This is a genomic window from uncultured Methanobrevibacter sp. (assembly GCF_900314695.1).
Lineage (GTDB): Archaea > Methanobacteriota > Methanobacteria > Methanobacteriales > Methanobacteriaceae > Methanocatella.
Genome location: NZ_OMWD01000009.1, coordinates 31,580 through 45,918 on the forward strand (window position 1 = coordinate 31,580; position 14,339 = coordinate 45,918).

21 protein-coding genes and 1 tRNA gene are annotated in these 14,339 nt (G+C 33.1%); all 22 read right to left on the reverse strand.

Annotated elements, in window-relative coordinates:
• Positions 1-5 precede the first annotated feature (5 nt).
• Entirely contained in the window at positions 6-608 is a 603-nt protein-coding gene (gene rpsB / locus QZN45_RS03860; protein ID WP_292609900.1) for a 30S ribosomal protein S2, read from the reverse strand.
• Positions 609-626: 18 nt separating this feature from the next.
• Positions 627-821, reverse strand: a complete 195-nt coding sequence (locus QZN45_RS03865; RefSeq protein WP_292609898.1) for a 4Fe-4S dicluster domain-containing protein — start codon at positions 819-821, stop codon at positions 627-629.
• Positions 822-843: 22 nt separating this feature from the next.
• Positions 844-2,088, reverse strand: a complete 1,245-nt coding sequence (gene eno / locus QZN45_RS03870; protein WP_292882937.1) for a phosphopyruvate hydratase — start codon at positions 2,086-2,088, stop codon at positions 844-846.
• Positions 2,089-2,222: 134 nt separating this feature from the next.
• A complete protein-coding gene (locus QZN45_RS03875) occupies positions 2,223-2,420 on the reverse strand; it encodes a DNA-directed RNA polymerase subunit K (RefSeq protein ID WP_292609894.1) in 198 nt (65 codons plus the stop codon).
• A gap of 66 nt (positions 2,421-2,486) precedes the next feature.
• A complete protein-coding gene (locus QZN45_RS03880; protein WP_292609892.1) occupies positions 2,487-2,657 on the reverse strand; it encodes a DNA-directed RNA polymerase subunit N in 171 nt (56 codons plus the stop codon).
• A gap of 51 nt (positions 2,658-2,708) precedes the next feature.
• Positions 2,709-3,110, reverse strand: coding sequence for a 30S ribosomal protein S9 (locus QZN45_RS03885; protein ID WP_292609890.1), 402 nt, complete (start codon positions 3,108-3,110; stop codon positions 2,709-2,711).
• A gap of 18 nt (positions 3,111-3,128) precedes the next feature.
• Positions 3,129-3,551, reverse strand: coding sequence for a 50S ribosomal protein L13 (locus QZN45_RS03890; protein ID WP_292609889.1), 423 nt, complete (start codon positions 3,549-3,551; stop codon positions 3,129-3,131).
• 13 nt (positions 3,552-3,564) lie between these two features.
• Positions 3,565-3,930: a 50S ribosomal protein L18e gene (locus QZN45_RS03895; RefSeq protein ID WP_292609887.1), complete on the reverse strand. Its 366-nt coding sequence runs from the start codon at positions 3,928-3,930 to the stop codon at positions 3,565-3,567.
• Complete coding sequence (locus QZN45_RS03900) at positions 3,930-4,763, reverse strand: DNA-directed RNA polymerase subunit D (protein WP_292609886.1); 834 nt, start codon at positions 4,761-4,763, stop codon at positions 3,930-3,932. Before QZN45_RS03900 ends, QZN45_RS03895 begins: the two co-directional genes overlap by 1 nt.
• 15 nt (positions 4,764-4,778) lie before the next feature.
• Complete coding sequence (locus QZN45_RS03905; protein ID WP_069574667.1) at positions 4,779-5,171, reverse strand: 30S ribosomal protein S11; 393 nt, start codon at positions 5,169-5,171, stop codon at positions 4,779-4,781.
• A gap of 11 nt (positions 5,172-5,182) precedes the next feature.
• A complete protein-coding gene (locus QZN45_RS03910) occupies positions 5,183-5,722 on the reverse strand; it encodes a 30S ribosomal protein S4 (RefSeq protein WP_292609885.1) in 540 nt (179 codons plus the stop codon).
• Positions 5,723-5,778: 56 nt separating this feature from the next.
• Positions 5,779-6,228, reverse strand: a complete 450-nt coding sequence (locus tag QZN45_RS03915) for a 30S ribosomal protein S13 (protein WP_292609884.1) — start codon at positions 6,226-6,228, stop codon at positions 5,779-5,781.
• A 184-nt stretch (positions 6,229-6,412) separates the two neighbouring features.
• Positions 6,413-6,497: transfer RNA gene (locus QZN45_RS03920), tRNA-Ser, on the reverse strand.
• 156 nt (positions 6,498-6,653) lie between these two features.
• The gene (locus tag QZN45_RS03925) at positions 6,654-8,366 is read right to left on the reverse strand and encodes a DUF2207 domain-containing protein (RefSeq protein ID WP_296811256.1); all 1,713 of its coding nucleotides are present in this window, start codon (positions 8,364-8,366) and stop codon (positions 6,654-6,656) included.
• Between the two features lie 95 nt (positions 8,367-8,461).
• On the reverse strand, positions 8,462-10,252 hold the full coding sequence (locus QZN45_RS03930) for a DUF2207 domain-containing protein (protein WP_296811259.1): 1,791 nt from the start codon (positions 10,250-10,252) through the stop codon (positions 8,462-8,464).
• A gap of 13 nt (positions 10,253-10,265) precedes the next feature.
• Positions 10,266-10,823 carry a LemA family protein gene (locus tag QZN45_RS03935; RefSeq protein ID WP_292881804.1) on the reverse strand — a complete coding sequence of 186 codons (558 nt, stop codon included), beginning with the start codon at positions 10,821-10,823 and terminating at the stop codon, positions 10,266-10,268.
• Between the two features lie 174 nt (positions 10,824-10,997).
• The gene (locus QZN45_RS03940) at positions 10,998-11,963 is read right to left on the reverse strand and encodes an RNA-guided pseudouridylation complex pseudouridine synthase subunit Cbf5 (protein WP_296811262.1); all 966 of its coding nucleotides are present in this window, start codon (positions 11,961-11,963) and stop codon (positions 10,998-11,000) included.
• A gap of 68 nt (positions 11,964-12,031) precedes the next feature.
• Positions 12,032-12,253 (reverse strand): 50S ribosomal protein L14e, encoded by a 222-nt coding sequence (locus tag QZN45_RS03945; RefSeq protein ID WP_292608596.1) that lies wholly within the window; start codon positions 12,251-12,253, stop codon positions 12,032-12,034.
• The gene (gene cmk, locus QZN45_RS03950; RefSeq protein WP_296811265.1) at positions 12,254-12,775 is read right to left on the reverse strand and encodes a (d)CMP kinase; all 522 of its coding nucleotides are present in this window, start codon (positions 12,773-12,775) and stop codon (positions 12,254-12,256) included.
• The gene (locus QZN45_RS03955; RefSeq protein ID WP_292608590.1) at positions 12,775-13,041 is read right to left on the reverse strand and encodes a 50S ribosomal protein L34e; all 267 of its coding nucleotides are present in this window, start codon (positions 13,039-13,041) and stop codon (positions 12,775-12,777) included. The genes cmk and QZN45_RS03955 overlap by 1 nt, the downstream gene beginning before the upstream one ends.
• 116 nt (positions 13,042-13,157) lie before the next feature.
• The gene (locus tag QZN45_RS03960) at positions 13,158-13,736 is read right to left on the reverse strand and encodes a DUF106 domain-containing protein (RefSeq protein WP_292608588.1); all 579 of its coding nucleotides are present in this window, start codon (positions 13,734-13,736) and stop codon (positions 13,158-13,160) included.
• A gap of 10 nt (positions 13,737-13,746) precedes the next feature.
• On the reverse strand, positions 13,747-14,307 hold the full coding sequence (locus QZN45_RS03965; protein WP_292608585.1) for an adenylate kinase: 561 nt from the start codon (positions 14,305-14,307) through the stop codon (positions 13,747-13,749).
• Positions 14,308-14,339: the final 32 nt, after the last annotated feature.

Below are 14,339 nucleotides of genomic sequence, written 5' to 3' on the forward strand. Positions count from 1 at the left end.
CTCACTTAAAATTTAAGTTCAAAGTCAGTTGCATCAATATCCAAGTCACCGTCTTCAGGGAGATCTCCTCTTTCTCTTAAAATTTGTCTTGCAAGTAACCAGTAAACTAATGCGATAGCTTTTCTACCTTTGTTGTTTACAGGTACAGCAATATCAACAAAACTGAGTAAGTTTTCAGTATCACATAAAGCAACAACAGGAATTCCATTTTGTTTGGATTCTAAAACTGCTTGTGCATCAGATCTTGGGTCAGTTACAACAATGATTTTTGGTTCAATGAATTTTGCATAATTAGGATTAGTTAAAGTACCTGGGATGAATCTGCCTGGAATGGTTTTTGCACCAGTGATTTCACCGAATTTTTTAACAGGAGCTTGACCGTATTGACGGGTAGCCACTACTAAAATGTCTTCAGGGTCGTATTTTGCTAATAATTTTGCAATTTGTCTGATTCTTTCATCAGTTTTTTGAATATCTAATACATATAAACCGTCAGATCTAACTCTGAAAATGTATTTTTCCATATCGCTTGTTTTTTGTTGGGTTCCGATATGTAAACCTGCTGCTAAATAATTATCTAAATCAATTAAAAGTTCATCATTTACCATAATAACACCTCAATATATTTAATCATCATCTTCAATTTTTACACATTCATTTGGACATACGTCCATACATACTTCACAATAACTACATTCTTCAGGATCAACAATTACTATTTTGTCTCCTTCAAGAACTAAAACTTCCATAGGACAAACATCAGCACATTCTGCACAGTCTGCACCATCACATTTATCATAGTCAATAGTTACTTTAGCCATATAATAATCTCCTAAATTTAACTTAAAATGACCCCATTTTTGGATTAGGAAGTTCTTCTTCGATACGAATTAGCTCATTTAATTTAGCTATCCTTTCACCACCAATAGCCCCAGTTTTAATCATTGGTGAAGCAAAACCAACTGCCAAATGAGCAATGGTTTCATCAGTAGTTTCACCAGATCTATGGGAAACAACAGGTACAATACCATTTTCCTTTGCTAATTTTACTGTAGCATAAGTTTCAGATAATGAACCTATTTGATTTGGTTTTATAATGATAGCGTTTGCAGCATTCATTTCAATGCCTTTAGCCAAAATATCCTTGTTTGTTACGAACAAGTCATCACCACAAACAAGACATTTGTTACCTACTTTTGCTGTTAATTGAGCGAATCCATCGAAATCGGACTCATCAAATGGGTCTTCAACATAAAACATGTTATATGTTTCAATAATATCTTTAACGAAATCAATCTGGTCTCCAGTATCCCTTTCAATATTATCCTGAGCATAAACATATTTCTGCTTATCCGCATCCCATAATTCGGAAGCAGCCATATCTAATGAAGGTCTAATTTCAATACCCAATTCATCACCAACCTCTTCACAAGCTTGAGCTTGAATCTCTAAAGCATCAGCATTAGTGATGTTTGGTACCCATCCTCCTTCATCTCCTTTTCCACCAGTGAAATTTGAATCTTTAATTTGAATTAATTCTTTTAATTTTTTATGAACGGATGCATTGGCAAAAATTGCATCACTGACATTGGTAGCTCCGACAGGAACAACCAAGAATTCCTGAATATCAGGTGCATTAATTCCTGCATGTGCTCCTCCATTCATCATATTTCCCAATGGGAATGGTAATTCATTAACTAAATTTCCACCGATGTACTTATATAATGGCATGTTATAAGAGGAAGCCGCTGCCTTAGCTACAGCCATAGAAATAGCTACAGTTGTATTACCGCCAATAGCAGACAAATTGTCAGTTCCATCAATTTCTTTCAATACTTCATCAATGGTTTCCATATCTTCAGCATCCATACCAATGAGTTCAGAAGCTATGAAATCTTCCATTTCACTTACAACAGTATCTACTCCACCTTCAGGAAATGACACTACTTCTCTAGAACCTGTACTTGCTCCACTTGGTGCAGCAGCTCTACCGGAACTATTCCAAGTAATCACATCTACTTCAACAGTAGGGTTTCCTCTGCTGTCCAAAATCTTACGAACTTGGACATCTTCTATTATACTATTCAAAAAAAACACCTCAGTGCCCTTTAATTTATTACCATATAATCTATACTCTTTAAAAAATCAGTAAGTTTCTTTATAGAGTTATGTTGGTATTTTTTATTTTTTTTAAATAAATTATGAGAAGAAATAGAAAATATCTATTCATCTCTAATAACATCTAATGGTAAAACTCCAGCTTTAAGTTCTTCGTAAGCTATATCAATAGGATCTAAGGAGTCTTTAATATCCACTAATGGTTTGGCTCCCATAGATATTTGAATTGCTCTAGCTCCGAGAATTCTAGCTCTTTCAAACCTTGTTAATTTTTTTTCAACATCCATGAATATTACTTCCATTTTTAGGCATATATTTTACCAAGATTATATTTTTAATTAAAAAAATATCCCTACGAACTGAAAAATCTATTCCCAGGTTTCTACATGGGAAATTAACATTCTTCTGCAACAGTATCTGTTTAAACCTAAGTCATCCAAAACATCTTTTGACTTTTCACCTGCAGCTACTCTTTTATTATATTCATCAAAGTAAGCTGAAACAGGTTTTCCACAACTTAAACATCTTATAGGAATCATTTATATCATCTTTTTTAATTTAAATAAAATATAAAATTACAGAAAAGTAATTTATCTGTAACTTTTTTGTTTACGAGCTCTTGCTCCAGGACCACCATATTTTTTAGGTTCAGAACGTCTTGGGTCACCTACTAACATGGTTCTGTCATATTGAATGAATTTTTCTTTTAAATCCATGTCTTGAGACCATTGTACAAGTCCTTTAGCAATAACCATACGTGCAGCTTCAGCTTGACCCATTACTCCTCCACCAAAAACACGGATATTAATATCCACTTCATTAGCTAAATCTCCAGCTAAAGTTAATGGTTCTTGTAATTTTAAGTTAGCAAGCTCTGGAGAATAAAGTTCTAAAGGAATTCTGTTAATTCTAACTTTACCGGTTCCTTCTTGAACAGTACCTCTTGCGATAGCTGTTTTACGTTTTCCACTTGTATGAATAACTTTAACCATAATCACACATCCATTTATCTAAAAGGTAGCTCCTAAAAGTTTGGAGATTTCTCCTAATTCGATACCTTTTTTAATATTTTTGTATTCTGCTTCAGGAACTGCAGTGAGTTCAGCATCTGCATATTCTGCAGGTACACCAACAAAAGCTTTTAATCCTTTGTATGCGGTTTTACCTTTGGATTTTTTGAAAGGTAACATTCCTCTTACAGTTCTTCTAAATATATCATCTGGTCTTCTAGGATATTTAGGACCTAAGTCACGAGGGTTAGAAATACTTGCCCTGTCGACTCTTTGTTTGTATTTAGCATAAGCCCATTCTTTATTACCAGTTAACATAATTTTTTCAGCATTAAGAATTACTACTTCTTCGCCTTCTAAAAGATTTTTACTAGTTACACTAGCTAATCTTCCTAAAACGCATCCTTCTCCATCAATAATCATAATAACACCCTATTTATTCCATGATCCTAATGTTTGATCCTTTAGGATTTGATTCGATTATCTCGTCAATTGAGATGCATTCTCCACCAGCACTTTCGATTTTTTCTTGTGCTTTAGCTGAGAATTTTAATGCTACTACATCTACTTTTTCTGTTAAATCACCATTTGATAAAACTTTTCCCGGTACTAAAACAGTTTCACCTGCTTCAGCGTATCTTGCAATATCAGATAAATTTACTTCAGCAGTTCTTCTGTTAGACCTAGAAAGTTTATCTGCAACATCTTTCCAAATAGCTGCATCTTCACTTTTTGATTGTTTATTAAGTTTATTAATAAGTTCAATAAGGTTAGGATTAGTTTTGATAATTTTCTTAACCATTATTTACTTCCTCCTTCTTCACTAAATCTGATAAATTTTTCTGCTTTTTCACCTAATTTGTCACAAGCTTTTAATAAAACTTCTTTAGGAGGCATTGATCCATCAGTTTCGATTCTAAATATGAAATCATTTTCACGATACCCTACATTAATATAACCATTAGAAGAAGCCCTTACACAGCTTTTACACATAGTACAGTTTTCAATGTCTAAAATCTTAATATGTTTTGATCTCCTATCAGATTTTAAAACACCTCTTGGACATGCCAATGCACAGTCATAATCTACTTCCTTATCTTCATCAAAGGTTATTTCAGGATACTGTTTGTATGCACATACAGTAGTAGGCATCCATTTAGCATGTTCTTTTCCATATCCTACTTTTGCAACAGCTTCAATATCTAGCACTTCACCATCTTTGAGTTTTACTAATGGAATAGTATCGTATACTGGTTTAATTGTTTCGTCTGAAGATATTAAATCCTTAGAATAAACTACTTTAGGTCCAACTTCATTTAACTTGAATATAACACCTTTTTTAAGATTATCTGCCCAGGAATCAGTTTCTTCATTGTATTCCCAACCATCATCTTCAGGTAAAGGCAAACCTTCAATTGCTTCAATATTGGAAACTAAAGGAGTTAAACCAAGTCTATGAGCAAGCACCTCATTAAACATAGCAGAATCATTTCTTACAATGTTTACATCTTCAATAGCTATTTTAGGTACATTAACCATTGCACATCTTCTAATAGCATTAATAAATGGTACTTCTGCATCACGAACAATGAATACAATTTCATCATCGCTTTGACTTTTAATTTCTATCTCCATATTAAACCCTTCCACTTAGACTCTTCTTCCTCTTTTACCACCAGGTCTTCCAGTACCATCGTGAGGAATAGGAGTGATATCTTCTATCTTACCTATTTTAATTCCAGCTCTTGCTAAAGCACGAATAGTAGCTTGTGCACCAGGTCCTGGACTTCTAGGTCCATTTCCACCAGGAGCTCTTACTTTAATATGTAATCCTACAAATCCTTTTTCTTTAGCATCATCAGCTATTCTGGTTGCTGCAGCCATAGCTGCGAAAGGTGAAGCTTGTTGTCTGTCTGCACGAACAACTTTTCCACCGGACCATTGTGAAATAGTTTCAGCACCAGTAATATCTGTTACAGTAATAATAGTGTTATTGAATGATGAGTAAATATTAGCTATACCCCATTTTTCATCTTTTGCCATAATTACACCCTTTATTCTTCTGTATTAGCTTTATCATCCTTATTTTTGTTGTACTCTTCAATTTGTTTTGCTACAGGTGAAGAACGGTAGAAACCGATTTCATCTTCTTGACCTTTCAATACTACATAACTTGGTGAATTGATTTTTTTACCGTTTAAAGTTATGTGACCGTGTACAACAAACATTCTTGCTTCTTTAGGAGTACGAGCTAAACCTTTTTTATATACAATAGTTTGTAATCTTCTTCTTAAGATATCTTCAACATTTAAATCTAAAATATCTTCAAGAGCAGCACCTTCTGGCAAAACACCGGTTCTAGCTAAGTGTCCTAATAATTCTAATTTTTCTTCTTGCATTTGATCAGCGGAAAAACCAAGTAAGTATCTTGCTTCCCTACTGTATCTTCTGACTAAAGTATCAGCTTTCCAAATCTCTTTTTTGTTTTTTAAACCATATTTAGTCATTAATTTATTTTCATTTTTAATTCTTTCTGCATTCCAAGGATGAGGTGGTGTATTATACTTTTTCCTTGATTTTCTAGGTTGTCCCATTAAAACATCTCCTTATAAAATTGAATTCAAAATAAATTTATAAAAAAAGTTCATGCCTATCCACGTGAACGTTTTACACCAACTGAAGAACTTTTTCTGAAAGTAGATTTGGTTCTTTGACCTCTAACAGGTAAACCAACTTCGTGTCTTCTACCTTTGTAACTTCTGGTCTTTTTCATCCTGTTTAAATCATCTCTTAAAGTCATGTCAAGATCAGATTCAATTAAATGAATATCGTCACCAGTTTCGTAATCTTCTCTTCTGTTTAACATCCATGATGGAATGTCAAATTTCTGAGGATTTTCTAAAATTTCTTCAATTCTTAAAACATCTTCGTCAGCAATGTATCCAATTTTAGATTCTAAATCTAAGTCTAAAGTACGGCACATAGTTTTAGATAAAGATATTCCAACACCTTTAATTTCGGTTAAAGCTTGTTCAATGGTTTTATTACCACTTACATCCTTTCTTGAAATACGCACTAAGTGCTTAAATTCGTCTTCCATTAAATAACCTCCATTTATAGAGCGAACCTACGAGACGTAAAATATAGATTCGAATGTTTTGAATTTCTCAAAACACAGTTCTTTCAACAATGTAAAACTTAGCTTAAATAAACTAAGAGTGCAAAAATATCAGTTTAACAAGTATTTTCAATAAAACAAAAAAACTAAGTTAAAAACTAATAAACGCCGAGACTGGGATTTGAACCCAGGAGGGCGGAATGCCCACGAGATTTCCAGTCTCGCGCCTTACCAGGCTAGACTATCTCGGCATAAAATAGTTAGCAAATACTTGCACATCACATTATCTAGAATAACATGATAACATAATATATTTACTTTAACATATATAAAGGTATTGCTTAAATATGATATTTTTTAGATATTTTAAAAATAATAAAAAATTAAATTGAAGTGAAGAAATGGAACTAGAATGCTCCACCTCCTCCCCCTCCAGATCCTCCGCCAAATCCACCGAAGCCACCTGAACCGGATGAAGGATTTGCTGCAGATTCACTTGTCTTGAATGCCTGACTAAATACATAATATCCTCCATAATAATGATACAGGAAGATACCATCATCATAATCTGAAATATCAGGCACATGCATTTTCATGGATTTGAAAACATTGTCTGCTACTCCCAGAGCAGCACCATAAATCAAGTATTTTTTCCAAATGACTATTGATTCGGGAGGGTGCTCTTTAATTAAACTGTTATCCTTTAAAAATTTCTTAAAGTTTGACCATTTAAGATAGAATAGTCGACCTTCTTTTGTCCATCTTCCGAATATGTCTTCAGGAACAAACATCAAAGCCAATAAAAAGACTATCAGGAATCCTCCACCCAAAATTGAAATATAGCCGTTGCCAAGTTCAGTTAAAAATCCCAAAATAGCTATAACAACTCCAAAAGCCAGACCTAAAAAACCAATAGCAGATATTAATGTAGAACCCCTATCATCAAAGTATTCTGACCGTTTACTGCTGCTTTCTTTTTTAACATGATCTGCCCAAGTATTGTAATCCTCCTGAAAACTTTTAGCATTACGCTGTGAAGACAGTTTATCATTTAAAGAAGACAAATTCAGAATTTCATTTTCAGCAAATGGATACAATGCATTAACAAGACTTTTTTCACTTAAAGACAAATCGGCATTGTCAACATTGTTGAAATCTATTAACAGAATTTTTTCCTCCGAATCCATGTTTTCCTGTGTTTCCATCCGGAGAGCTCCCCTATCAATGAGATTCATGATAGATGCCTGGAATCCTTTCATATTGGGCTTTCCAATTGAATCCTTATTGTCTATAAGTGCATTAATTATCTCTGGAGAATCATTTGAAGGTAATTCCCTTTCATATATACCATCATAATCAACTTTAGGTTCCCTACCATATTTCAAATATGTAAAAATGGCTCCAATTGGACTTAAGATAGATAATAACCCTAAAATCAAATATGTCGTGTTCCAAAAGTTCCTGCTGCTTATGCTGTCATTTAAATTTTTAAGAATCTTATCTTTACCATCCTCATTAACATGCTTTGCATAAGTTGCATCTTTGAAATCTGATAAAGGCATTAAGATAAGTGCTTCATATATTTCACCCCTAGGAATAGAAGTGGTTTCAGCAGTAATAGTAGTTCCATTTGAATTTTTGTTAACCGTGTATTCCCCAGGGTTTAAAAAGTAAGTGTTGTTTTTATTGCCTGGAAGAGTGATTGATGTTATTACACTACCTACCCCTACATCCCATTCATCTCCCCAGATTTTATATTGAAGAGCACCTACATCATTAAATAATGTTACAACGTTTTTCATATCATAACTGATGAAAACAGATACTGAACAATCATGAATCTTTTTAGTGTGTGCTTCATCAGCATATAAAAATATCTTAAGGTGTTTTTGTCCATTCTCTTCGCTTTGTTTAAGAACAGGATAGGCACCGATAGCCGATACTTTAATATTGTCAATGCTTTCACCGGACTTTAGAGGAATATCCCTATAAACACCATTATAAGTTCCCTTAAAAGTATAATCAAATTGCTCGTCTACATGAAGCAATCCATTACTTGCGACGGTCAAATCTATGAAAGCCTGGTCAATCGTATAACTTTTATCGTCATCAGCAGACACGCTAGAAACTGCTAAAAATAAAATAAAAAAAAGTAGAATTAAAGGAAATAGTTGTTTCATATCCATAATATCAAAAAATTAAAATAGAAGAGAAGCTAAAATGCTCCTCCACCTCCACCATCGAATCCTCCACCACCGAAGTCATCGAAACCACCGAAATCAAATGAATCGGATGATGAAGAGTCACCCATATGATCGCCGATATAATATGCATTATGCATCATGTAATATCCTCCATAGTTATGATATAAGAAAATACCATCATTATAATCATAAATATCCGGCATTTGCAATTTCATGGCATCATAAACCTTGTCAGCTACTCCAAGAGCCGCACCATAAATCAGATACTGTTTCCAAATGACAATTGATTCAGGAGGGTGTTCTTTAATTAAACTGTTATCTTGCAAGAACTTCTTAAAGTTTGACCATTTAAGATAGAATAATCTGCCTTTTTCTGTCCATTGTCCAAAAACACTTTCAGGAATAAACAATAGAATTATTGAAAATACCAGTAAAGCAATTCCTGCAACAATTGTAGTAAGTGTATGGGTTCCTCCAAAGAAAAATCCAATAGCTGCAATTGCAATACCTAAAACAATTCCAAAAATGGCAAGTCCAAACATTTGTGATGAACCAGTGTCGTTAAAGTATGATTCAACACCATCATCAAGTTCAAAAATGACATGGCTTTGCCAATTTTTAATCTGGTCTGCAAACCATCCTGCATTGAAACTATTCTGCAATGTATCGTTTAAAGTGGATAAATTCAATGTACCGTCATCAGCAAAGTTTTCTAAAGTATCGAATACGATTGTTTCACTGTCACTCAATTCATTTTTTGAATCGTAATTGAATGTTAAAAACAAATCATGAGTCTCTGTTTCACTGTTTTCCTTTGAGTATAGGTCAAGGACTTTCCTATCAATCAGACTTAAAATTGTTGCTTCAAATCCTTTCATATTCGGATTTCCAATATCACTTTTATTGTCAACAAGTGCATTTACAACAGCCGGAGAGTCATTTGTAGGCAATTCCCTTTCATATATACCATCATAATCAACTTTAGGTTCCCTACCATGTCTCAAATATATAATTATTGCACCGATTGGACTTAAGAATGGTATGAAAGTTAAAAATGACAATATGGAATTCCAAAATTTTTCACCATTCAAACTGTCATTAATGCTTTTAAGAACTTGTTCCTTACCATTTTCATTCAAATGTCTGGCATAGCTTGCATTGTTAAAATCGTCCACAGGCATTAAAAGAACAAAACCACATACTTTATCATCAGGAATACTGTTAGTAGTGGCTGTAATCAGGTTTCCATCTGTATTATTGGATTTTATCAAATCGGAAGGTGTGAAGTAGATTTCATTGTTTTTATTTCCAGGGGCATGGATTTTTAAATCGATACCTCCAACGCCAGTATCCCAATTTTTACCCCACATATTGTATTGGAGAAGTCCGGTATCATTGTACAATGTTACAACACCAGAAAAATCATAATTTAAAGTAACCTTAACCTCACAATCCTTTATCTTTTTAGTGTGGGCTGCATCGGAATACAGGTTTATCACAAGGTGTTTTTTACCATCTTGATCTTCTTGTTTTAAAACGGGATATGCTCCATCAGCAGTTACCTTAATATTGGAAATATTTTGACCGTCCCGAATGGTAATGTCCCTATAGACTCCTGAAAATTCACCATCAAAGGAGTACTGAAATGTCTCATTTACATGAAGTAAACCATTACTTCCAACAGTCAAATCAATCCATGAATGTTCAATAGAATAACTACGGTCTTCTGCTGAAACAAGAGAAATTGCTGAAATTAATATTAGGAATAAAAAAATTATCCCCAATACCCTTCTATTATTCATATAAACCTCTTAATTAAAATTTAACTTCTGGCACTTCACGGTCACTTGCAGGTGCTTCAAAGAATTCTGCTTCTTCAAAATGAAACAATTTAGCAAAAATATTGCTTGGGAATGTTTGGCATGCATTATTATATTTTAAAACAACATCATTATAGAATTGTCTTGCATATGAAATTTTATCTTCAGTATCAGATAATTCCGCTTGCAATTGTTGGAAATTACTATTTGCTTTTAAGTCAGGGTAACTTTCAGCAACAGCAAATAAAGATTTCAATGCACCAGTTAATTGGTTATCTGCAGCACTGACCTCTTCAACACCATTTGCATTCATGACTCCTGCTCTTGCTTTTGTAACTTCTTCAAGAACGCCTTTTTCATGAGCAGCATATCCTTTTACGGTTTCAACAAGATTAGGTATTAAATCATTTCTTCTTTTGAGTTGAACATCAATTTGTGAATAACTGTTTTTTACTCTATTTCTTAGATTAACAAGATTATTATACAAATGTACAATTGTAATTAAAATAAACAAGATAATTACAACAAGTATTATTATAAATAGTAAACTCATTTAAAATCACCTAATATATTATTTGACTTTATAAAAAATAAATGTTGTTATAATGAAAAAAAGTAAATAATATTTTAATAGCAGTCTAATATTTAATGCATGCAAATTAACTAATTCACCCAATTTGCAAGATAAGTTATTAACATTGCATCAAATAGGCACGCAATGGGAAAATCATTTCCAAAATCTTGGATAAGTATCAGGTTTCATGAACACTTTAGAAACATTTACTGCAAAACCAGAATCAGCTTCCAAAATTTCATTTGAATTTAATAAGGAATTACCTGCACCAACTAACTCGCCTTTAAGAGTTTCAATAGCCACAATATCATTTTTTTGAATATTATCTGCCAAAGAAACAATTCCACCATTTGCCAAATCAGCACCATGACAAACTGCATCTACTGCTGAATCTTTAATGATGATTTTCGGCAAGTAATCAGCAGCCCTTTCCATCGGCATAATAGCTTCGCGCAAGAATGATTCATCGCCATCATCTTTCCAAAAATGATAAGCATCAGTAACATCCTGCAATGTGACCAGGTTATTCTTTTCTGTAAATGAACCTACCTGTGTTCTTCTAAGCTCAGCCATATGAGCTCCAACACCTAATGCCTCACCTATATTATGACAATATGTCCTGACATAGGTTCCTGCTTCACAGCCTATTCTGAAAAGGACATCTCTACCATCTATTTCATAAATGGTCGAATAATAAATATTACGGGTTCTCATTTCCCGTTTAACGGCTGATTTAACAGGAGGCAATTGGAATATCTTTCCTGTAAACTCTGCAAAAACTTCACGAATCTTTTCTTCTGAAACATCCTGATGAAATGTTAGTAAACAAACATATTCCTTTGGAGCTGTTAAAAGCAATTGAATTGCTCGAGTTGCATCGTTCAAGCCAACAGGCAATATTCCAGTCACTTTAGGATCTAATGTACCGCCGTGACCTGATTTTTCCAGATTTAAAATTCGTTTAATCCAAGAGTCAATTTCATGAGATGTTGGACCAGACGGTTTATCCAAATTAATTACTCCTTGAGAGATATAATCAGTAATTTCCCTTTCTTCAGGCTTACAGCCAAATTCAGGATTGGAAAAACTTTTAGATTTAGTAACCATGTTAAATTTCATGAAAAAAACCCTTAAAAAAATAGTAAATAAAAAAAGATATGAATAATATTTGAATTATTCATTTAGATTTATAAGTCAGCTAAAGCTGCTTTGATAGAATCAATATCGCCAGAAACATCGATAGAATCTTCAGTTGGTTCTAAGTGAGCAATGTTACATCTTCTATTTTTAACAGCTTCACCAACAACTTCTACAAAGTTTTCATCGATAATTTCAACGATTGCACATTTTTCGCCAGCTTCTCTACCAGCGATTTTAACACATACTCTACCTACTTCGATTGATGCCATTTATATCACCTTTAATGTTTGAATAATGATTTCAGATACTTTTTCAGGATTGAAAGTACCAGTATTTATAACTATATCATAGACATCCATATTAGAAATGTCTATATTATGGATTTCCATGTATCTTAAAGCTTCACTTTTCTCACGAACAATGATTTCGTTTTTAGCCACTTCAACAGATTTATCTTCCCTATCTGATATCCTTTTGGAACGGACATCAAATGGAGTCACTAAACAAATCTTCAAATCAGCATTATCGACAAAAAATGCTGATAGTCTCCCTTCAATTATAAGATTTTCTGCTTCTTTGGCTTTTAAAGCTTGCCTTTTATCAATTTCTTTATCAATATCATCATTACCTTCAGCAAACTCACTAAATTCAAGAACACTCATACCCCTTTCTGCAGCCATTTCTCTAAATACAAAACCTGCAGAAATATATGGAATATCTAACTTTTTACTGAGAAGCTCAGCAGTAGTTGTAGTTCCAGTTCCAGCTAATCCGCCAATAGTAATAATCATTATTTTCTAGCCTCGTTTTTGAAAATTTTACGAGCACAACTTGAGCATAAGTACCCACCATATGGACGGTTAGGTCTTTTAGCTGTTTTTGATAATTTTCCAATTTCATATGGACGTCCGCGAGGAACACCATGTAAGACTTTACCACATTCAGCACAAACATGCTTAGATGGTTTTTTCTTTTTATATCTTAAAACATTATCTCCACCAGGAGTGTTTTTATGAATTCTTTTATATGATCTTGATCTAAACCTATTTTCAGGCATTTAATCACCTAATAATTAATTTAATAAAATTTAATAATTGTGTAATAGCGTATTCAATATAGAATACTACAATATATCTTTTTCATCATTAATAAATGTATGTTTAAAAGGTTGATTTAGAACCCTTGTTTGAATCCTAAGAATTTTCTTATTATTTGACTCATACCAAAAGTACATATCATATACCATAATAACCAACCAATACCGTATGGAATTGTTGCTTTACCACCATATAAAAATTGACCAATAAAATGCCAAACAGGAGTTAAAGTAACCCAGTATACAGTTTTAGGTAAAATAATAACTAAGTCATGAATTGCTGAAGTTCTCATCCAGAAGAAAATCAAAATAATTGGAACAAAAGTTACAATCATAGGTTTGAATTGACTGGACATCATTTTACTTTGCATTTGCATCATGTCAGACTGTTGAGCCTGAAGTTCAGCAACTCTTTTGCCATCTCCCTTCTTTTGAGCTTCTCTGAGTTCACTTTGGAATTCTTTCATTTTTGCTTGCACATCATTCATCTCATCCTGATCGACCAGATATTTATTTGCAATTGTTGTAATTAATGAAACGATAAATGCAATTATCAATACAGTCAAAGCAGGATTAGCCGGATTCGGGTCCATAGCGAGAATTGGATTGAAAACTGAATTCAATGCTTCATAAATCATTCCCCATATATCAACCATAATTAATCCCCTATAAATTTAATACATCAACTAATTTTGAAACTGAAGAATTTAAATGATTGTCATGATTTTCAACAATTTTAACAGTAGCGCCTGTTAAAGTAGCATAAGCCATAGAAGTAGCTCTGTTCATTTGTTGGTGTAAATCAATTTCTTTAGCTTTTTGAACATCTCTAACACGTGTATCATCATTTAATCTTCTGTAAATGATTTCATCAGGATTAGCTTCAATTAATATAAAGCGATCTGGTTGTAATTGTTCTAAAACCCAAATTGGTAAACCTGGTAAAAAACCAGATGGAGTGTTAATGGTACAATGGGTGTCGACAATAACATTATCATTTTCAGATCTTCTTTTTATTTCTTTAGCAGCTTCAGCTTGAATTTCCTTTTGAGTTTCAGCCGGTAATTTCCTTAAAGAATCTCTATCTTCAACAATTTTTCTTTCAATTGCTATTTCAGTCATTATGTCACCATAGTTTAAGTGGACATAATCAACTTCTTCAAGTGCTTTTTTAAGCAATGTTGTACTTCCAGAACCTGGAATACCTGTTAATACTACTAATTTCAATTTAATCCCTCACATATTAATATGAATAAGTT